This window comes from Thermaerobacter sp. FW80, assembly GCF_004634385.1.
Lineage (GTDB): Bacteria > Bacillota > Sulfobacillia > Thermaerobacterales > Thermaerobacteraceae > Thermaerobacter > Thermaerobacter composti.
This window is the reverse complement of the sequence record NZ_CP037895.1, coordinates 144751-164286: the sequence shown is the minus strand read 5'-3', so window position 1 is coordinate 164286 and position 19536 is coordinate 144751. Positions and strand designations below refer to the sequence as shown.

General features: G+C 68.7%; 14 protein-coding genes. 12 read left to right on the top strand and 2 right to left on the bottom strand.

The annotated features are described in order from the left end of the window. Positions 1–67 precede the first annotated feature (67 nt). A complete protein-coding gene (locus E1B22_RS00690; RefSeq protein ID WP_135224164.1) occupies positions 68–2410 on the bottom strand; it encodes a Ger(x)C family spore germination protein in 2343 nt (780 codons plus the stop codon). Beyond that, complete coding sequence (locus E1B22_RS00685) at positions 2407–3987, bottom strand: spore germination protein (RefSeq protein WP_135224163.1); 1581 nt, start codon at positions 3985–3987, stop codon at positions 2407–2409. Before E1B22_RS00685 ends, E1B22_RS00690 begins: the two co-directional genes overlap by 4 nt. 294 nt (positions 3988–4281) lie before the next feature. Between E1B22_RS00685 and E1B22_RS00680 the strand changes: the two genes are divergently transcribed. From E1B22_RS00680 to E1B22_RS00625, 12 genes are all read left to right on the top strand, one after another. Next, complete coding sequence (locus E1B22_RS00680; protein ID WP_135224162.1) at positions 4282–4956, top strand: GntR family transcriptional regulator; 675 nt, start codon at positions 4282–4284, stop codon at positions 4954–4956. 211 nt (positions 4957–5167) lie between these two features. Next, positions 5168–6346 carry a 2,4-dihydroxyhept-2-ene-1,7-dioic acid aldolase gene (hpaI, locus tag E1B22_RS00675; RefSeq protein WP_243123514.1) on the top strand — a complete coding sequence of 393 codons (1179 nt, stop codon included), beginning with the start codon at positions 5168–5170 and terminating at the stop codon, positions 6344–6346. Beyond that, positions 6343–7161 carry a fumarylacetoacetate hydrolase family protein gene (locus E1B22_RS00670; RefSeq protein WP_243123512.1) on the top strand — a complete coding sequence of 273 codons (819 nt, stop codon included), beginning with the start codon at positions 6343–6345 and terminating at the stop codon, positions 7159–7161. The genes hpaI and E1B22_RS00670 overlap by 4 nt, the downstream gene beginning before the upstream one ends. A 197-nt stretch (positions 7162–7358) precedes the next feature. Continuing rightward, positions 7359–8909: a 5-carboxymethyl-2-hydroxymuconate semialdehyde dehydrogenase gene (gene hpaE / locus E1B22_RS00665; RefSeq protein WP_243123509.1), complete on the top strand. Its 1551-nt coding sequence runs from the start codon at positions 7359–7361 to the stop codon at positions 8907–8909. Positions 8910–9213: 304 nt separating this feature from the next. Continuing rightward, on the top strand, positions 9214–10734 hold the full coding sequence (hpaB, locus tag E1B22_RS00660; RefSeq protein ID WP_243123506.1) for a 4-hydroxyphenylacetate 3-monooxygenase, oxygenase component: 1521 nt from the start codon (positions 9214–9216) through the stop codon (positions 10732–10734). A gap of 13 nt (positions 10735–10747) precedes the next feature. Continuing rightward, positions 10748–11902 carry a 3,4-dihydroxyphenylacetate 2,3-dioxygenase gene (hpaD, locus tag E1B22_RS00655; protein ID WP_135224161.1) on the top strand — a complete coding sequence of 385 codons (1155 nt, stop codon included), beginning with the start codon at positions 10748–10750 and terminating at the stop codon, positions 11900–11902. A gap of 195 nt (positions 11903–12097) precedes the next feature. Next, positions 12098–14503 (top strand): bifunctional salicylyl-CoA 5-hydroxylase/oxidoreductase, encoded by a 2406-nt coding sequence (locus E1B22_RS00650; RefSeq protein ID WP_135224160.1) that lies wholly within the window; start codon positions 12098–12100, stop codon positions 14501–14503. Then, positions 14500–15279, top strand: a complete 780-nt coding sequence (locus E1B22_RS00645) for an SDR family NAD(P)-dependent oxidoreductase (protein ID WP_135224159.1) — start codon at positions 14500–14502, stop codon at positions 15277–15279. Before E1B22_RS00650 ends, E1B22_RS00645 begins: the two co-directional genes overlap by 4 nt. A 10-nt stretch (positions 15280–15289) precedes the next feature. Continuing rightward, the gene (locus tag E1B22_RS00640; RefSeq protein ID WP_135224158.1) at positions 15290–15805 is read left to right on the top strand and encodes a MarR family winged helix-turn-helix transcriptional regulator; all 516 of its coding nucleotides are present in this window, start codon (positions 15290–15292) and stop codon (positions 15803–15805) included. Position 15806: 1 nt separating this feature from the next. Beyond that, positions 15807–16676: an enoyl-CoA hydratase family protein gene (locus E1B22_RS00635; protein ID WP_207669890.1), complete on the top strand. Its 870-nt coding sequence runs from the start codon at positions 15807–15809 to the stop codon at positions 16674–16676. 4 nt (positions 16677–16680) lie between these two features. Continuing rightward, complete coding sequence (locus E1B22_RS00630) at positions 16681–17892, top strand: acyl-CoA dehydrogenase family protein (protein WP_135224157.1); 1212 nt, start codon at positions 16681–16683, stop codon at positions 17890–17892. Next, the gene (locus E1B22_RS00625) at positions 17873–19495 is read left to right on the top strand and encodes a benzoate-CoA ligase family protein (RefSeq protein ID WP_135224156.1); all 1623 of its coding nucleotides are present in this window, start codon (positions 17873–17875) and stop codon (positions 19493–19495) included. The genes E1B22_RS00630 and E1B22_RS00625 overlap by 20 nt, the downstream gene beginning before the upstream one ends. The last annotated feature ends 41 nt before the right edge of the window (positions 19496–19536 follow it).

Below are 19536 nucleotides of genomic sequence, written 5' to 3'. Positions count from 1 at the left end.
TCCGCCATATACGTCCCCTGGCAGTCGGTTCCTGCCCGCGCGGCCTCGGGGACCGGTGCCCGTGGGATCAGGGCGCACCCATCGTCAACCCGGTGCGCCGCAGGTGGACGTCCACCTGCACCGAGACCGGGAGGCTCGCGACGCGCCGGCGCCACCGCGAGGCCACGGTCCGCCACGCGGCGGGATCGCGGCGGTGCAATTCCAGGCCGAACCCGGCCGGATCCACCCCCTGGCGCCGCGCCAAGTCGATAAGGGCGGCGACGTCGCGGCGCACGGCGCGTTCCGCTGCGGCCTCGGCGCGCGGCAAGGCGGCCGTCGTCAGGGGCTCCGTACATCGCCACTCTTCGACGTCCGCCTCCACGCGCACCCGCACGGAGGCCGCAGGCCCTTCGGGGGTCCAGCGGGCACTCCGCCGGCTGCTGCTGCGCACGGCGGTGGCCCCGAACCCACGGCCCGGCGGATCCCCGGGGCAGGGCCACACCAGCCGGTCCACCTCTTGCTGGCCCGTCAACCAGTACAGGCCCCGGGTGGCCGGTTCGTCCGCCAGGGCGACCAGGTGCAGGCCGCGGAACAGGGCCACGCGCCGCACCATGGGCTCGGTCAGCGTCGACGCGGCGAGATCCACCACGGGCACCGCCGGATCCTCACCCCCGTGGCCCACGGTGCGCAGGAAGGCGTTCAGATCGATGGGTGGACCGAGACGGGCGGAGGGGCGAAGCATCATCCGCTGGAAGGCGACGAACCGCGGCGCGCCGAAGGCGGGGTGGAGGCGGCGGAGGAACTGGCCGGCCGGACCGTCGGTGACGAACAGGAAGGCGTTGCGGCGAAAGGTGTAGCGCCGGGACAGGGTGTCCAGGACGGGCTCGAGGCCCGATCGGGCCAGGTCCCGCCCCACCAGCACCACGTTGACGTGGCTCCACAGCATCTCCCGCCCCGCGGCCAGCTCCAGCCGCCGCTGCGCGTCGAGGAGCGACTGGCCTTCGGCGTGGAGCAGCCGGTGGGCGATGCTGCCCGGTTGTTCCATGGGACCGGCGGTGGGGGCGCCGACGATCTCGACGGTCAGCAGCAGGCGGTCGCTGCGGGTTCGATCGAGGCCCAGCACCGTCACCACGGCGGCTTGCTCGGGCTCGATGCGGCCATAGCAGCCGCCGAGGAACAGGCCGGCCGAGAGGGCGAGCATCCCCAGGGCCGCGGCCCGCCGCGACCCGGGTGCGGCGCCACGGACCTCGAGGCGGGAAGGACCTGCCTTTGCAGACCCAGCGGATCCGGTCTCCTCCCTCCCGTCCAACCGGGGGGACCCGGTCCGGGGCGTCGGCGGTCGCGGTCGGCTGGACCGGCGTCCCTTGAGGCTCAACCACCCGCCGACCAGCAGGAAGGCCATCCCCGTCATGGACACCGCCGGGAAGATCCGCTCCACGTGGTCGAGAAGCATTGGACCGCTTTCGAACGCCACCACGCCCAACCATCCCGCCCCGGCGGCGGGGACGGCGGTCACCACGCCGTGCCATCGCGACCGCACGGAGAGAGCGCGGGACGCGGCCGTCCCGGCCGCCGTCAGCAACAAGCCCAGATGGACGAAGGCGCCCGTCAGCCACGCGAACAGCGTGAGGATCTCCAGGCGCAGGAGGAACAGGCTGGCGCGGACCTGACGGATCAGGCTGAGCACGGGGAAGGTGGACCGCGCCACCTCGGTCGCCCCGAGCACCGCGACGGCGGCGGCGGTGTAGGCGACCAGCAGGAGGCCTGAGAGGGCCACGGCCAGGGGCAGCGCCCGGCGCAGGCGCCCAGGGTCCCGGACCCGGCCGGCGGCTGCCAGCACGACGACCGCCTCGCCGGCGAAGGCCAAGGCCACTGGCAAGGCGGCCATCACCGGACCGAGACCCGTTTCGAGGAGGGGCGTCAGCTCGCGGACGTCCACGTTCCCCGCCAGCACGACGGCGAGGTTGAGCACGCTGGCCCCCACCATCAGGGGGAAGAGCGCCTGGCCGCTGCGGTAGACCGCCTCCAGGCCGTAGGCCGCCAGGACCCAACCCGTCAGCGCCGTCCCGGCGGCGAACACCGCGACGGGCATCTCCGGCAGGACCGTGGCGAACACGGTGGCGACCTGGGCGACGAGCACCGCCGTCAGGTACGTGGCGTACCCGGCGAGGCCCGCGGCCAGCAGGCGATCGCCCCAGCCGGGCCGGGTCCCCGACGCCTGCTCGCCCGGTGCCCGCTCCGGCCGGAAGAACAGGGCCCACCAGCACCAGGCCAGGGCCATGCCGAGCAGCGTCGCCAGGCCCACCGCCACCCAGCCATCCCGCCCCGCCCGCACCACCACGGGCCGCGGCAGGTACAGCAGCGCCGCCGTGGTCACCGCGATGATGGCGTTGATGGCGACCTGCAGGGCTTCGACCCGTTGCGATCTCATGGCGTGGGCCCCGCCGTCCGCGCGAAGGTCCGCTCCACGGGGACGAAGGGCACCGGCTTGCGGTGCCGGGTCCACGGCATGCGCACCAGGACGTCTTCCAGCAGCGCCCCACCCCGCCAGGGTGCCAGCGGGGCGAGGAAGGGCTTCCCCACCGACTCCAGGGAGCTCAGGTGCCCGACCACGACGGTCACCCCCATGGCGATGCCGAACAACCCCAAGGCGCTGCCCAGGAGCAACAGGGCGTAGGAGATCAGGCGGAAGGGTACCGTGACGGCGAAGGTCGGCAGGGAGAGGGTGGCGACCGCCGTCACCGCGGCCAGCACCACCATCGGGGCGCTGGCCAGACCACCCCGCACCATGGCCTCCCCCACCACCAAGGCGCCGACCACGGACAGCGCACCGCCGATGCCGCGGGGCATGCGGGCCCCCGCCTCGCGCAGGAGGTCGAAGCCGAGGTTCAAGATGATCGCCTCGACCACCGTGGGATAGGGGACGGCGGCGCGACTGGTGAGGATCGTGACCAGCATGTTGGTCGGGATCAGCTCATGGTGGTAGTTGACGATGGCCACGTACAGCGCCAGGCCGATCACGCTGACGAACACGGCGAAGAGGCGCAGGAGACGCATGGCGGTCCCGAAGGGCCAGCGCAGGTAGTGGTCTTCCGGGCTCTGCAGGAAGTCCCAGAAGGTCGCCGGGGCGATCAGGGCAAAGGGCGTCCCGTCCAGCATCAGGACCACCCGCCCCTCGGTGAGGGCGGCGGTGCAGACGTCGGGGCGCTCGGTGCTGCGGTACTGCATGAAGGGCGACCAGGGCCGCCCCGAGAGGAACGCGGCCAGCTGGCTGGTGTCGACCACGGTATCCAGGTCGACGGCGGCGAGCCGCTTGCGGACGGTCTCGACCAGCAAGGGGTCGGCGCGACCGAGCACGTAGAGGAGGGCGCCCCGGCTGTGGCTCAGGCGGCCGACCTCGAAGTCCTCGATGCGCAGGCGATGGTCGGCCAGGCGGCGCCGGATGGCGGCCAGGTTGGTGCGCAGGACCTCGGTGAAGCCCTCCCGCGGCCCGCGTGTCACCACCTCCGACGTCGGCTCCTCCGGGAGCCGGTGTTCGAAGCCGCTGAAGTCGAGGATGAGGGCGCGGTCGACCGAGTCCACCAGCACCACGGCGCTGCCGCGGTGCAGCTCCCGCACGACGTCGTCGAAGCGGCGGGCCGCTTGCAGGCGGGTTCCCTGCAGCCCGCGGCGGACGAGCCACCGCACCACCTTCTCCGGGGTGTCGATGCCGGTCGGGACGCGGGCCAGCGGGACCAACACGAAGCGATGGATGAGCTCGTCGTCGGCCAGCCCGTCGATCACCGCGACGGCCACCCGGACCTGGCCCGGCAGCCGCAGGTGACGGATGTGCAGGTCGCTGGCATGGCCGAGCAGCGTGGCCAGGCGGCGGGTGGTCTCATCGAGGCCGCGGGGAAGGGGTTCCATCGTCGCCCGGTCGGCGGCCCAACCGTCCAGATACGCCCCGAGCCGGGCGCTGGCCGTATGGATGTCGCGCGTGAGCCGTTCCACCAGGTTGCGGTTGGCCATGGCAGGCGTAGTATGGGCTGTCGCGGATCATTCCTAGCGGGTTGCCGCCGGGGTCGAAGGCATCGCAACGGGGGTCGCCGTGGTCGGATCGCCGTCCGGACCGCCCGTGGCGGGTGCGGGCTCGGCCACCCGGAGCGAGCGATGGCGGGACGATCGAGCGGCGGGGGTTGGCAGCCACTTCGTGGATCCTATATGATTTCAGATAGCATCCGACGCCATCGGGCCGGTTCGACCCCGGGGCTGCGGCACCCGCGACGGCGGCGGTCCGCCCAGGCCGAACGGAGGGGCCGTGGGATGGGCAGCAAACAGGAGCATGCCTACCAGGTCATCCGCCAGCGGATCCTCGACGGGACCTACGGCCCGGGCTACCGGCTGGTGATCGACGCCCTGGCGCGGGAGCTGGGGGTCAGTCCCGTGCCCGTCCGGGAGGCGATCCGTCGCCTCGAGGCCGAGGGCTGGGTGGTCTACCGCGCCCATGCCGGGGCCGAGGTGGCGCCGGCCGACCCCCGCCAATGGGAGCACCTGATGGAGGTCCTGGCCGTCCTCGAAGGGGCCGCCACGGCTGCCGCGGCGCCCCGCCTCGCGGCCGTGGACCTCCAGCACCTGGAGTCCATCAACCGGGCCATGGCCGAGGCGCTCGAGGAACTGGACGTCATGGCCTTCGGCCGTCTCAATCGCCGGTTCCACTTCACCATCTACGCCGGATGCCCCAACCCCTATCTCATCGAGCTCCTGCACCAGACGTGGGACCGCCTCGACCGCATTCGCAGCACCATCTTCCGCTACGTCCCCCACCGGGGCTGGGAGTCCATCGAAGAGCATCGCCAGCTGCTGGAGATGATCCGGGCCGGGGCGGAGCCGGAGGCCATCGAAGCCTTCGCCCGGCAGCACAAGCTGCGCACCGTCGCCGCCTATCGGACGAACCGGCCGGAGCCGGCGGGCGTCCCCACGGGTGGTCCCGCCTCGTGACGGACCCGCCTGCCCCGGACGGATCCGTCTGCGCAGGCGATGACGCGCCAAGCCCGCTCGGTGTCCCGCTCGCGGGTCGTGGCCGACCCTCCCGGATCCGGAGCCGTTCGCCCCGCCGGCCCGCGATCGCAGGACGTGGGATGCGCCGTGGGACGCCTATCGCAGGAAGTGGGATGCGTCGTGGGACGCCTTGAGAGGGGAGGCCGGAACCATGGCCAGGACGGCGCCGCGGGACATCGCGCGGCTCAAGGGGTCCATCGTCCCGCTGGTGACCCCCTTCCGCCCCGACGGGGTCATCGACGAGAAGGCCCTGGTCGACCTCATCGAGTGGCAGATCGACAGCGGCAGCCACGGCATCTCCGTCTGTGGCACCACCGGGGAGCCCAGCGCCCTGTCCCTGGAGGAACGGGAACAGGTGATGGAGCTGGCCGCCCGCACCATCCGGGGAAGGGTTGCGTTCGTCCCGGGCACCGGCACCAACAACCTGGACGAGACCCTGCGCCTCACGCGATTCGCCGCGAAGCTGGGCGCCGATGCGGCCCTGGTGATCGTCCCCTACTACAACCGCCCGTCCCAGGAGGGCTTGTACCGCTACTTCCGCCGGCTGGCGGACGCGGTCGACCTGCCCTTGATCCTCTACAACATCCCCGGGCGGACGGCGGTGAACCTGGAGCCGGCCACCATGGCCCGGCTGCGCCGGGATTGCCCCAACATCATCGGCGTCAAGGAGTCCAACAAGGACTTCGAGCAGGTCTCCAAGGTGCTCCACGCCTGCGGGCGGGACTTCCACGTCTACTCGGGCATCGAGCTGCTCTGCTACCCCATGCTGGCCGTGGGCGGCGTGGGCCACTTCAGCGCCACGGCGAACGTGCTGCCGCGGGAGGTGGCGGCCCTCTACGACCACGTGGCCGCAGGCCGCTGGCGGGAGGCCATCGACCTCCACTACCACCTGCTGCCGATGAACGAGGCCCTGTTCCTGGAGACGAACCCCGGCCCGGTGAAGTGGGTGCTGGGCCAGCTGGGACGCATCCACCCCGTGTACCGGCCGCCGCTGTGCGAGCCGTCGCCGGCGAACCAGGAGCGGCTGCGGCAGGTCATGGCGTCGTACGGGCTCGAGCCGGTGCCGCGCGGCGGGGAACCTGCCGCCGGTGAGGATGCCGGCGGCCCGGTCGCCGCGGTCGGGGACGCCACCGGCTCGCCGGACGGGGCGGGCAGCGGGATCGCGGTCCGCGGGATGGGGCCGACCTCCAGGGTCAGCGGGCGCGGCGACGCCGGCCCGCGTGCCGGTGCGACGGCCGATCCGGCGCCGGGGGCGGCCGGGGCTTCCGGGCGGCGCGGGCCGACCGCCGCGCCGGACGCCGCCGGGGCGGCGGGAGGCGGGACGGCATGAAGCGGGCCCGTTTCCTCGCTGCCGGCCGCTACCACGAGGGATACCTGGCCGAGCCCGGCATCCTGGTCGACGAGGCCGGCCGCCCCCACCTGGAGGACGCGGTGAGCTTCCTGCCACCCGTCGAGCCCCGCAAGGTGATCGGCTTGGCCCTGAACTACGCCGACCACGCCGCCGAGCTGTCGCTTTCCGTGCCGGACGAACCGGCCCTCTTCTTCAAGCCGCCCAACACCTGGGTGGGTCACCGGGCGCCCGTGGTGGTGCCGGCGGGGGCCGGGTTCGTCCACTACGAGATCGAACTGGCGGTGGTCATCGGCCGGCGGTGCCGGCGGGTGGCGCCCGAACGGGCCTACGACGTGGTGGGCGGTTACACCATCGCCAACGACGTGACGGTGCGGGACTTCATCACCAACGTCTACCGGCCGCCGGTCAAGGCGAAGGGCTGGGACACCTTCTGTCCCCTGGGGCCCTATCTCGTGGAGGGGGAGATCGCCGACCCCCACGCGCTGGGGATGCGGGTGTACGTCAACGGGGAGCTGCGGCAGCAGGGGCACACCTCCCAGATGCTGCGCCGGGTGCCGGAGCTGGTGGCGTACCTCAGCGAGTTCATGACCCTGGAGCCCGGCGACGTGATCCTGACCGGAACGCCCAAGGGCATCAGCCCGGTCCGACCGGGCGACGTGATGCGGCTGGAGATCGACGGGTTGGGGGCGCTGGAGAACCCGGTGGTGGAGGAACCGGCGTCCGGCGGGCCGCGCAGCGGGCTAGACACCGGGCCGCGGGCCGGACCCGTGGGGACGCCGCCCACCGGGCCGTGACCCGAGGCCGGTTGCGTGACCCGAGACCGTTTGAGGGTGGGTTACCGCGGGGCGATGGGGTCCGGCCGGGTCAAGCGGACGGCCGTTGGGCGGTGGCCATGGCCCGTTGCGTCGTACGGATGGTCGCCCTCGGCCATGGCCAGTGATCGAGGCGACCGGGCGGCGGTTGCGGGGATGGCCGATGGGAGCGTGAGGTCATGGGCGGAGCGATGGGAGAGGCGGTCCACCAACAGGGGCAAGGCGCGGGCACGCCGGCGGCCGCCGTCCCCCGGCAGGCGCTGCACTTCATCGGCGGTCGGTTCGTCCCGGGGAAGGAAGGCCGGTTCTTCACCACCCTGAACCCTGCCACCAACCGGCCTCTGGCGGAGGTGGCGGAGGGCAGCCCGGACGACGTCGACGCGGCGGTGCAGGCGGCCCGGCGAGCCTTCGACGAGGGGCCGTGGCCGCGGATGCTGCCGGCGGAGCGGGCCCGGTACCTGGAGCGCATCGCCGACCGCATCGAAGCCCGCAGCGAGGCCATCGCCCGGGTGGAGGTGCTGGACACGGGCATGCCCATCAGCCAGGCGCGGGGGCAGGCGACCCGGGCGGCGGAGAACTTCCGCTTCTTCGCCCGGCGGATCCAGGACCTGGGCGGTCACGTCTGGCAGGTGGGCGACCGGTTCGTCAACTACGTGGTCCACAAGCCCGTCGGGGTGGCGGGTCTGATCACCCCGTGGAACACCCCCTTCATGCTGGCGACCTGGAAGGTGGCGCCCTGCCTGGCGGCGGGGAACACCTGCGTGCTCAAGCCCGCCGAGTGGGCGCCCCTCTCCGCCCACCTGCTGGCGGAGATCGTGGCGGAGGCGGGGCTGCCGGAGGGTGTGTTCAACGTGGTCCACGGCTTCGGCGAGCCGGCCGGGGCCAGCCTGGTGGCCCACCCGGCGGTCAACCTGATCTCCTTCACCGGCGAGACCACGACGGGCAAGGCGATCATGGCCAACGGGGCCGCCACCCTCAAGCGGTACTCCTTCGAGCTGGGCGGCAAGTCGCCGGTGGTGATCTTCGCCGACGCGGACCTCGAGCGGGCGGTGGACGCCGCGGTGTTCGGCGTCTTCTCCCTCAACGGCGAGCGGTGCACGGCGGGGTCGCGGCTCCTGGTGGAAGAACCGGTCTACCGCGACGTGGTCGAGGCCGTGGCCCGGCGGGCGGCTCGGATCCGCATCGGCGACCCGGCCGACCCGCGCACGGAGCTGGGGCCGCTCATCCACCCGGAGCACTGGCGGCGGGTGATGGGATACGTGGAGGCCGGGCGGGCCGAGGGGGCGGAGCTTCTCACCGGCGGGCGGCGGCCACCCGGGCTCCCGCCGGAGCTCGCGGGGGGCAACTACCTCGAGGCGACGGTCTTCGCTGGCGCCCGGCCGGGCATGCGGGTGTTCCAGGAGGAGATCTTCGGGCCGGTGGTGGTCGCGACGCCCTTCCGCACGGAGGACGAGGCGGTCCGCCTGGCCAACGCCGTCCGCTACGGGCTGGCGGCCTACGTCTGGACCCGGGACGTGGGGCGAGCCCACCGGGTCGGCCAGGCCATCGACGCCGGCATGGTGTGGCTCAATTCCCAGAACGTGCGCGACCTGCGGACGCCCTTCGGCGGGATGAAGGACAGCGGCATCGGCCGGGAGGGCGGCGACTACAGCTTCGAGTTCTACTGCGAGCGGCAGGTGATCCACGTGGCCCTGGGGGAGCACCCGATCCCGCGCTTCGGTGCGGGATGAACCGGCTGGCTGGGCGGGCCGGTGAGCGCCACCGAGCCCGCGCCAGTCCGCCGCGCCGCGGCCCCGGTCCCGCAGGCGGTGCCGCCGATGGCGATGCCGTATGCGGCCGTGGGCACAGGGGACGCCGGCCGGGGTGCTTTCGGGTATGCCAACCCGGCGCCCAGGGTGCTTCGCAGGGCGAGCGGGATGGGTGGTGCACAGGGCGAGCCGGGCTGGGGCCGGTTCGTCCGGAAGAACCAGGCCTGGCGGGGCGGCAGGCAGCCGGCCGCCGGACCGAGCGGCGACGCACGCGAGGAGGGGGAACATGCCGGCACGGGACGGCCGTGCCTACGTGGAGGCGCTCAACGCCTCCCGACGCGACGTGCTCATCCACGGGGAGCGGGTGACGGGCCGCATCGCCGAGCACCCGGCCTTCCGCAACCTGGTGCGGACCTTCGCCGCCCTCTACGACCTCCAACACCGGCCGGAGCTTCGGGACATCATGACCTACCCGTCGCCCACCACCGGCGAGCCGGTGGGGGTGCATTTCCTCATGCCGCGCACCCGTGACGACCTGGCCCGCCGGCGAGCCTTTATGCAGGTCTGGGCCGACTACAGCGGCGGGATGCTGGGCCGGACGGGCGACTACCTCAGCGGGGCCATCGTCGCCATGGCGGGGGCGGCGGCGTGGTTCGCCCAGGCGGACCCCGCTTTCGCGGAGAACATCCGGCGCTATTACGAGTACATCCGGGAGAACGACCTGCTCCTCACTCACACGCTGATCAACCCCCAGGCCAACCGCGCGGCGGGGCCGGCGGGGCAGAAGGACCCCTACCTGGCGGCGCGGATCGTCAAGCACACCGACCGCGGGATCGTGATCCGCGGCGCCCGGATGCTGGCGACCCTGGGCCCCATCGCCGACGAGATCATGGTCTTCCCCTCGACCCTGCTCAAGGCGACGCCGGAGGACGAGCCCTACTCCTACGCCTTCGCCATCCCCTGCGACACGCCGGGACTGCGCTTCCTCTGCCGCGAGAGCTTCGACTACGGGCGCAGCCGGTTCGACCACCCGCTCGGGTCCCGCTTCGACGAGATCGACGCCATCGTGATCTTCGACGACGTGCTGGTGCCCTACGAGCGGTGCTTCATGATCGGCCACCCGGAGCTCTGCAACGGCCTCTATGCGGAGACGTCGGCCACCGCCTTCATGACCCACCAGGTGATGGTGAAGAACCTGGCCAAGACGGAGTTCATCCTGGGGGTCGTGTCGCTGCTCACCGACGCCATCCAGATCGAGCGGTTCCAGCACGTGCAGGAGAAGGTGGCGGAGATCATCGTCGCCCGGGAGATCCTGGCCAGCCTGCTGCGGGCGGCGGAGGTCGACGCGGCGCCCAACCGGTGGGGGGTGATGACGCCAGCGTGGGGGCCGCTGAACGCCGGCCGCAACTGGTTCCCCAAGGTGTACCAGCGGTTCGTGGAGATCCTCCGGCAGCTGGGGGCCAGCGGGCTCATGGCCCTGCCCACCGAGGGCGACGTGTTCGGGCCGGGGCGGGCCGACGTGGAGCGCTACCTGCAGGCGGCGACCCTGGACGGGGTGGAGCGGGTGCGGCTCTTCCGCCTGGCATGGGATGCGGCCCTCTCCGCCTTCGCCGGGCGGCAGGCGCTGTACGAGTACTTCTTCTTCGGCGACCCGGTGCGGATGGCGGGGGCGCTGGTGGCGAGCTACGACCGGGAGCCCTTCAAGGAGCGGGTGCGGCGGTTCCTGACGGAAGAACCGGCCACCGCCGGCGGGGCGACGCGGCCGGAAGCCGGGCCGGCATCCGGTGCCGCCGCGGCGGGTCTGTGAGGGGGGCCCGGGGATGGTCGACATGCGGTGGCAGCGGCCGCCGTTCGACATCGTGCGGGCGGCCCACGCCGAGCTCCTGGTCTCGGATCTCGAGGCATCCCGCCGGTTCTACGTCGACCTGCTGGGGTTCGTGGTGACGGCGGAGGAACCCGGCGCCCTGTACCTCCGGGGCTACGAGGAACAGGTCCACCACAGCCTGGTGCTGCGGCGGCTCCCGGCGGCTGGCGGACCGGCTCGCTGGGGGCCTGGGCCCGGTCCGCACCCGGAGGCGCCCGGATCGGTCCCGGACAGCCAGGGGTTTCCATCGGAGGCGGACCGGTTCGAGCCTGGATCGGGGCCCGCAACGGCTCAGGGCCGCTCCCTGCCCGCCGTCGCTCACCTGGCGTACCGGGTGGCGGACGAGGACGACCTGGACCGGCTGGCCGCGTTCTTCCAGTCCCGGGGGTGTCCCGTGCTCTGGCTCAAAGCCGGGGACGAACCCGGCCAGGGCCGCGCCCTGCGGGTCCAGGACCCCCTGGGCTTTCCCGTGGAGTTCTTCTGCCGCATGGAGCGGGCGGAACGCCTGCTGCAGCGGTTCGACCGTTACCGCGGCGCCCACATCCTGCGCCTCGACCACTTCAACCTGCACGTGCCCGACGTGGCGGCGGCCTTCGACCACTACAGGGCCCTGGGCTTCCGCTGCTCGGAGTACACCGCCACGGACCCGCCAGGGCCGGGCGAGAGGCTCTGGGCGGCCTGGATGTACCGCAAGCCCAACGTCCACGACGTGGCGCTGATGAACGGCGACGGGCCCCGGCTCCACCACCTGGGGTTCTGGGTCAGCGACACCCAGAGCGTGCTGCGGGCCTGCGACATCGTGGCCGCGGCGGGGCTGGCGGCGGCCATCGAGCGGGGGCCTGGGCGGCACGGGCTGAGCAACGCCTTCTTCGTGTACCTGCGGGACCCCGACGGCCACCGCATCGAGCTCTACACCTGCGACTACTACACCGGCGATCCCGACTTCGAGCCCATCCGCTGGAGCGTCAACGACCCGCGGCGGGGCACCTTCTGGGGCCACGCGGCGCCCGCCAGCTGGTTCGAGGAGTCAAGCCCCGTGCTGGACCTAGAGGGCCGGCCGGTGCCGGTGGAACCCGCCCGGCTCACGGAGCGGCCCCAGACGGTGACCTAAGCCACAGCGGGCTCCGACCCCATCCCGTGGATTCCTGCTGGATAAGTTCGGTGGTCGGCCCCGGCTTGCAGGGCCGCCGCCCATAAAAATAAATGTTTAAAAAGTTGACGTATATAATATTTTCAGGTAACCTAAAGCTTAGGATGCGTCTGGGTGGGACCCGGTGGTGCTGGGTCGCTAGAGGGGGACGGTAACATGCGCATCCTTTGCGTTGGGGGTGGCCCTGCGGGGCTTTATTTCGCCCTGCTGATGAAAAAGCTCGATCCTGGGCACGAAGTGGTGGTCTATGAGCGCAATCGGCCCGATGATACCTTCGGCTGGGGCGTGGTGCTCTCCGACAGCACCCTGGACAGCCTGAAGGCCGCCGACCGGGAAAGCTACGACGCGATCCAACGCAACTTTTACCACTGGGATGACATCGAAGTTCACTTTAAAGGACGGGTCATTCGCTCGGGCGGCCATGGCTTTGCCGGCATCGCACGCAAACGCTTGCTCCTCATTCTCCAGGAACGAGCCCGTGAACTAGGTGTGCACCTGGCCTTCCAGTACGAAGTGGAAGATGTGGTGACTCTGGCCGAAGAGTGGAACGCCGATCTGGTGGTCGCCGCCGATGGGGTCAACAGTCGGATTCGCAGCCAATACGCCCATGCCTTTCAACCCGAGATCGAGTGGGGTAAGTGCCGCTACGTATGGCTCGGAACCCATAAACCCTTTAAGGCCTTCACTTTCGCCTTCGAGCAAACCCAGTGGGGCTGGTTTACCGCTCACGCTTACCCTTTCGACCACCAAACCAGCACCTTCATCGTTGAAACCCCGGAGGAAGTTTGGAAAGCCGCCGGGATGGATCGAATGGAGAAGGAAGAGTCCATTGCCTTTTGCGAACGCCTCTTTGCCCGTCATCTGGATGGCCACGCCTTGATGTCCAATGCGGCCCACTTGCGGGGATCCGCCCAATGGCTGCGTTTCCCGTGGCTCCATTGTAAATCCTGGGTGCACCGGCTCGACGTGAAGGGTCGCCCCGTGCCCCTGGTGTTGATGGGCGATGCAGCCCACACCGTGCACTTCTCCGTAGGTTCAGGTACCAAACTGGCGATGGAGGACGCCATCGGCTTGGTCAAAGCGTTCGCCAAATATGGCGACCAGGATGAGCGGGCCGTGGTCGCAGCCCTGAAGGCCTACGAAGCGGACCGTAAGGTGGAGCTACTGCGTCTGCGGAACGCAGCCCGTAACTCGGCGGACTGGTTCGAAAACGTCAAGCGCTATGCTTACCTTGAGCCGGAGCAGTTTGCTTACACGCTACTGACCCGGTCGCAACGGCTTTTTCACGAAGAGTTACGCCAGCGGGATAGCAACTACATCAAGCGCTTCGAAATCTGGTTTGCACGCCAGTGCGGACTTGGTGATCAACCGGTCCCGCCGATGTTTACCCCCTTTCAGCTGCGCAGCATCCGCCTCAAGAACCGGGTGGTTGTGTCTCCCATGGCGATGTACTCCGCCATCGATGGCACCCCCAACGACTTTCATCTCGTGCACCTGGGGGCACGGGCTTTAGGGGGGGCGGCCTTGGTCTTTACGGAGATGACCGCTGTGTCCCGCGAGGGTCGCATCAGCCCGGGTTGTGCGGGGATGTACAAACGCGACCATGTGGATGCCTGGAAGCGCATCGTGGAGTTTGTGCACCAGCATACCGATGCGAAAATCGCCCTCCAACTGGGTCACTCCGGGCCCAAGGGTTCCACCCGGGTTGGCTGGGAAGGGTATCACAAGCCTTTGCCAGATGGGAACTGGCCGGTCATCGCCCCGTCCCCCATTCCGTGGAGCCCCGAGAATCAGGTGCCGCGGGCGATGACCCGGGAAGACATGGACCGCGTGAAGGCCGATTTCGTGCGAGCGACCCAGTGGGCGATCGAGTGTGGTTTTGACTGGTTGGAACTTCACTGCGGCCATGGCTACTTGCTTTCCGCGTTTATCAGCCCGCTCACCAACCGACGCACCGATGAGTATGGCGGAAGCCTTGAAAACCGCATGCGCTTCCCCCTTGAGGTGTTCCGCGCAATGCGGGAGGTGTGGCCCGCCCACCTGCCCATGTCCGTTCGGATATCCGCTCATGATTGGGCACCAGGGGGCATCACCCCGGACGATGCGGTGGAGATCGCCCGCCTGTTCAAGGAGGCAGGTGCCGATCTCATCGATGTGTCCAGCGGGCAAACCACCCTCATGGCGCGGCCGGTGTACGGGCGTTTATACCAGACCCCGTTTGCCGACCGGATTCGTCATGAGGTGGGCATTGCCACCATGGCGGTGGGATCCATTTACGAAGCGGACCATGTCAACTCGATCATCGCCTCGGGGCGCGCGGATCTATGTGCCATTGCTCGGCCCCACCTCGCCAATCCCCACTGGACCCTCCTGGAAGCCGCCAAGCTGGGGTACACCAAGGTCGGTTGGCCGAAGCAGTACCTGGATGGCAAGGAGCAGTTGGAACGCCTCATGGCTCGGGCCCAGGCGGCTCAAGAGGGTGAGCGGGCGATTATTGAAGAGCTGGAGCGCATCATGGCCCGGGCCGCCCAGGACCGGGCGGAGGTGGAAGCCAGCTCATGAGCGAGCGCTTCCTTGAAGGCCAGCACGCCCTGATCACGGGGGCAAGCCGGGGCATCGGCGCGGCCATTGCCGAGGCCTTGGCTCGGGCGGGCGCTCGCTTGACCCTGGTCAGCCGCAACCAGCAAGCCCTTCGGGAGCGGGCGACCCACCTTAAGGCCCTGACGGACGTGCATCTCAAGGTGGCCGACGTCACGGATCCGGCGGCGGTGGACCGGGCCTTTCGGGGGGCCGCGGCAGCCTTCGGTCCGGTGACCATCTTGGTCAATAACGCGGGCCAGGTCGAGTCCCGGCCCTTTCTCAAGACGGACCTGCAGCTGTGGACCCATTTGCTGGCCGTCAACCTGACCAGCACGTACCTTTGTACCCGGTGCGCCCTGCCCGGCATGCTGACGGCCGGCTGGGGGCGCATCGTCAATGTGGCCAGCACGGCTGGACTTACCGGGTACCCGTACGTCAGCGCCTACTGTGCTTCCAAACACGGGGTCGTCGGGCTGACCCGGTCCTTGGCACGAGAACTGGCCCGCAAGGGCATCACGGTTAATGCCGTCTGTCCGGGCTATACGGAAACAGACCTGATCCGCAATGCAGTCCAAACCATCGCCGTTGCCACCGGACGCACCGAAGGGGAGGCCCGGGCCGAGCTGGTCAAAAGCATTCCCCTCGGTCGACTGGTTGAACCCAGCGAGGTGGCCGACGCCGTGCTTTGGCTCTGTCGGCCGGAGTCGGCGGCCATCAACGGGCAAGCCATCGCTGTCGCTGGCGGCGAGGTCATGTAAGGAGGATCCCATGGGTACGCGGACCAAGGAGGCCAAGGTGGTTTCGTTGGACCTTGAATCCCGGATCACCGAGGACGACCACCAGGCCATCAAACTATGGCTCCGGCTGCTGTCGACGACGAACCTGATCGAGCATCAGGTACGGGTCCGGTTGCGGGCAGAGTTTCAAACGACCCTGCCCCGGTTCGACCTCTTGGCCCAGCTGGAACGCCACCCGGCGGGTCTCACCATGAATGAACTTTCGCAGCGCATGATGGTCACAGCGGGCAACATCACCCGTCTGGTCGACGAGCTGGAGCGGGAGGGGCTGGTGGCACGAGAACCCCATCCTCAAGACCGGCGCGCCATCAAGGTCAAGCTGACTCCCGCCGGGTCCCGCCGCTTTGCTGCCATGGCCAAGATTCACGAAGGCTGGATCATCGACCTGTTTGCAGGTCTTTCCCGCGAGGAGAAGGAGTTGCTGTACCGTCTGTTGGCCAAGTTGAAACAGCACGTGCTTGCCACTGGGAACGAGGAGGCGCCGTGACGTGCAACAGGACGTGCCACCGCTACGCCCGATGAAGGGCCTTCACCTTCCGGGACATGGGCTTCGCCTGGCGGACTATCAGGCCCGGCATTTTCTCTGGTCTGTTGAGGGTTCCGTCGCCACCATTACGCTAAACCGTCCCGAGCGCAAAAACGCCCTGACCTTTGAGAGCTATGCCGAGCTGCGGGATCTTTTCCGGGCCCTGGCCTACGCGGTGGACATCAAAGTCGTGGTGGTCACCGGGGCCGAGGGCAACTTCTGCTCTGGGGGCGACGTCTTTGAGATCATCGGCCGGCTAGTGGAAACCGACATGCCGGGGCTGCTGCGCTTCACCCGGATGACGGGCGATTTGGTCAAGGCCATGCGCCATTGTCCTCAGCCGGTGATTGCGGCAGTCGACGGCGTTTGCGTAGGCGCCGGGGCCATGATCGCCTTAGCCTCCGACATCCGCCTTGGAACCCCGCGGAGCCGAGTGGGATTCGTGTTTACGCGGGTCGGCTTGGCGGGATGTGACATGGGAGCGTGTACCCTGCTGCCCTGGGTGGTCGGCCAGGGACGGGCTGCCGAGCTGCTTTACACCGGCCGGATGATGGATGGTCCTGAAGCGGAACGGTGGGGCTTTTTCAACCGCTTGCTCGCGCCCGAGGAACTTCTTCCCGCCGCCCAGTCCCTGGCGTTGGAGCTGGCCCAGGGCCCCACCTTTGCCTTGGCTATGACCAAAGCGATGCTTCATCAGGAGTGGAACATGGGCCTGGATGAGGCCATCGAGGCCGAGGCCCAGGCCCAGGCCATCTGTATGGCCACGCGCGACTTCACCCGCGGCTATCAGTCGTTTTTGGCCAAGGGGATGCCCGAATTTCAGGGGGATTAAGGCCATGGGAGAAGCCGCCCACCTGGACTGGCCGTTTTTCGAGCCCCACCACCGGGACCTGAAACAGCGCCTGGAAGGGTGGGCGCGGAATCACCTGGCGACCCATCCTTTAGACCCTGTGGATGTGGATTCGGCCTGTCGACAGCTGGTGCGCTTGCTCGGCAAGGCCGGCTGGCTCCGTTATGCGGTCGGTGGACGCGAAGAAGGGGGTGGTTCTTCCTCGATCGATACCCGGGCGGTCTGTTTGATCCGTGAGACGCTGGCCTATTACAGCGGGTTAGCCGACTTTAGCTTTGCGCTGCAAGGCTTGGGCTCTGGGGCCATTAGCCTCTTCGGTACGCCGGAGCAACGCCAGCGGTACTTGCCGCGGGTTGCGACCGGCGAAGCCATTGCTGCCTTTGCCCTTTCCGAACCTGATGCCGGGTCCGATGCGGCTGCCCTACGCTGTGAGGGTCGTCTGGAAGGTGACGAGTACGTCCTCAATGGCGTCAAGACTTGGATCTCCAACGGTGGAATCGCTGATTTCTACGTGGTCTTCGCACGCACGGGGGAGGGTGAAGGAGCGAGGGGCATTACCGCCTTTATCGTGGACGCCGGGACACCCGGCTTCGAGATCGCCGAACGCCTTGAGGTGATGGCTCCCCATCCCCTCGCCACCCTGCGCTTCCGCGACTGCCGCCTTCCCCAAGGCCAACGGCTGGGTGCGCCTGGGCAGGGGTTCAAAATCGCCATGCAGACCCTAGACGTTTTTCGTACGTCGGTCGCGGCGGCCGCCCTCGGCTTTGCCCGGCGGGCGCTGGACGAAGCGCTGCACCGAGCCGTGAACCGGCGGATGTTCGGCGCTGTCCTGGCCGATTTTCAGCTTACCCAGGCCAAATTGGCCAACATGGCCACCCAGGTCGAGGGAGCCGCCCTGTTGACGTATCGAGCCGCGTGGCTCAAAGACCAAGGTCGACGGGTCACCAAAGAGGCGGCCATGGCCAAGATGGTCGCCACCGAGAGCGCTCAGCAGGTCATTGATGCCGCCATCCAAATGTGGGGCGGTCTGGGGGTCACACGGGGTCAGCGGGTCGAGGCGCTCTACCGGGAGATCCGGCCCCTCCGCATTTATGAGGGGGCGACGGAGATCCAGCAACTCATCATTGCCCGGGAACTGCTACGGGAGTATCGCGAACGGCTCGCAGAGGGGGATTGCCATGAGCCAAACCGCTCATAAGGATACCTTCGTCCGCGATCGGTTGCCGCCACCCGACATGCAGCCTGAGTTCATTTTTGAACTGCCTGAACTCCAATACTCGAAGCGGCTGAACTGTGCTCGCCCACTTCTTGATCACTGGGTCGAGCAAGGGCAGGGGGAGCGTGTGGCCCTGGTGGCGCCTGGTGTGCGCTGGACCTACGGCGAGCTGCAAGCCAAAGCCAATCAGATCGCCCATGTGCTGGTGGAAGACATGGGGCTCGAACCCGGCAATCGGGTGCTGCTCCGGGCGCCCAACAACCCCATGTTGGTAGCTTGTTGGTTTGGGGTGATCAAAGCCGGTGGTGTGGTCGTCACCACCATGCCGCTGTTGCGTACCAAAGAGCTCATCGACATTCTATCCAAGGCCGAGATTACCCACGCGCTGTGCGATTGGAGATTCCGGGAGGATCTGGAGGAAGCGAGCCAACACTGCCCGACGCTGCGGGAAGTCCGCTACTTCGGTTGCGAGGGCCCCGACGGGCTCGAAGCCCTGATGTCGACCAAGCCCAAGGGTTTCGTAAACGTGGATACGGCCAGTGACGATCCGGTCCTCATCGCCTTTACTTCGGGCACCACCGGACGGCCCAAGGGCTGCGTCCACTTCCACCGCGATGTGTTGGCGGTTTGCGATACCTTTGGCAAATACGTCCTCCGTGCAACGCCCAACGACGTCTTTATTGGCAGTCCGCCACTGGCCTTCACCTTCGGCCTGGGTGGTTTGGTGCTCTTCCCCATGCGCATCGGTGCTTCCAGTGTGCTTCTGGAGCGGGCGACCCCCGACCTCTTGCTTGAGGGCATCGCCAAATTTGCGGCCACCGTGTGTTTCACGTCGCCCACGGCCTACCGGGCCATGGCCGCCAAGGCAGGCGACTTCGACCTCAAGGCTTTGCGCAAGTGCGTCTCAGCCGGTGAGGCCTTGCCCGCCTCCACCCGCCTGCTTTGGCGACAGGCCACTGGCATAGAGATCATCGACGGCATCGGCTCCACCGAGATGCTCCACATCTTTATTTCCCACACCGAGGAAGAGGCGAAGCCGGGGGCCACCGGCAAGCCGGTACCAGGCTATCGGGCCTGCGTGCTCGACCCGGACGGCAACCCCCTGCCCCCGGGTCAAGTGGGTCGCCTTGCGGTCAAAGGACCCACCGGTTGTCGCTATTTGGCCGATGAGCGCCAAAAGGATTACGTGCAGCGGGGGTGGAATGTGACCGGCGATGCCTACCTGCTGGATGAGGAAGGCTACTTCGTCTACCAGGCACGTACCGACGACTTAATCATTTCGTCCGGTTACAATATTTCGCCGGCGGAAGTCGAGGAGGCATTGCTGCTCCATCCGGCCGTTCGCGAATGCGCCGTCGTTGGGGTTCCGGATCCGGACCGTGGTCAGGTGGTCAAGGCGTTCATCGTGCTGGCGGAAGGGGTCACGGCGACGGACGAATTGGCTCGACAGCTTCAAGACTTTGTCAAGCAGACGATCGCTCCCTACAAATATCCTCGCGCCATCGAATTTTGCGATGCGCTGCCTCGCACCGCCACCGGTAAACTCCAACGCTTTGTGCTGCGGCAGAGGTCGGGCACCCTTTAGGAAGAACACCACGCCAGGTTCTCGGTAGCGAGGGACTCGAA

Coding starts and splice junctions, on each gene's coding strand:
- E1B22_RS00690 (WP_135224164.1), bottom strand. CDS start 2,410: ATGAGATCGCAACGGGTCGAAGCCCTGCAGGTCGCCATCAACGCCATC.
- E1B22_RS00685 (WP_135224163.1), bottom strand. CDS start 3,987: ATGGCCAACCGCAACCTGGTGGAACGGCTCACGCGCGACATCCATACG.
- E1B22_RS00680 (WP_135224162.1), top strand. CDS start 4,282: ATGGGCAGCAAACAGGAGCATGCCTACCAGGTCATCCGCCAGCGGATC.
- hpaI (WP_243123514.1), top strand. CDS start 5,168: ATGGCCAGGACGGCGCCGCGGGACATCGCGCGGCTCAAGGGGTCCATC.
- E1B22_RS00670 (WP_243123512.1), top strand. CDS start 6,343: ATGAAGCGGGCCCGTTTCCTCGCTGCCGGCCGCTACCACGAGGGATAC.
- hpaE (WP_243123509.1), top strand. CDS start 7,359: ATGGGCGGAGCGATGGGAGAGGCGGTCCACCAACAGGGGCAAGGCGCG.
- hpaB (WP_243123506.1), top strand. CDS start 9,214: ATGCCGGCACGGGACGGCCGTGCCTACGTGGAGGCGCTCAACGCCTCC.
- hpaD (WP_135224161.1), top strand. CDS start 10,748: ATGGTCGACATGCGGTGGCAGCGGCCGCCGTTCGACATCGTGCGGGCG.
- E1B22_RS00650 (WP_135224160.1), top strand. CDS start 12,098: ATGCGCATCCTTTGCGTTGGGGGTGGCCCTGCGGGGCTTTATTTCGCC.
- E1B22_RS00645 (WP_135224159.1), top strand. CDS start 14,500: ATGAGCGAGCGCTTCCTTGAAGGCCAGCACGCCCTGATCACGGGGGCA.
- E1B22_RS00640 (WP_135224158.1), top strand. CDS start 15,290: ATGGGTACGCGGACCAAGGAGGCCAAGGTGGTTTCGTTGGACCTTGAA.
- E1B22_RS00630 (WP_135224157.1), top strand. CDS start 16,681: ATGGGAGAAGCCGCCCACCTGGACTGGCCGTTTTTCGAGCCCCACCAC.
- E1B22_RS00625 (WP_135224156.1), top strand. CDS start 17,873: ATGAGCCAAACCGCTCATAAGGATACCTTCGTCCGCGATCGGTTGCCG.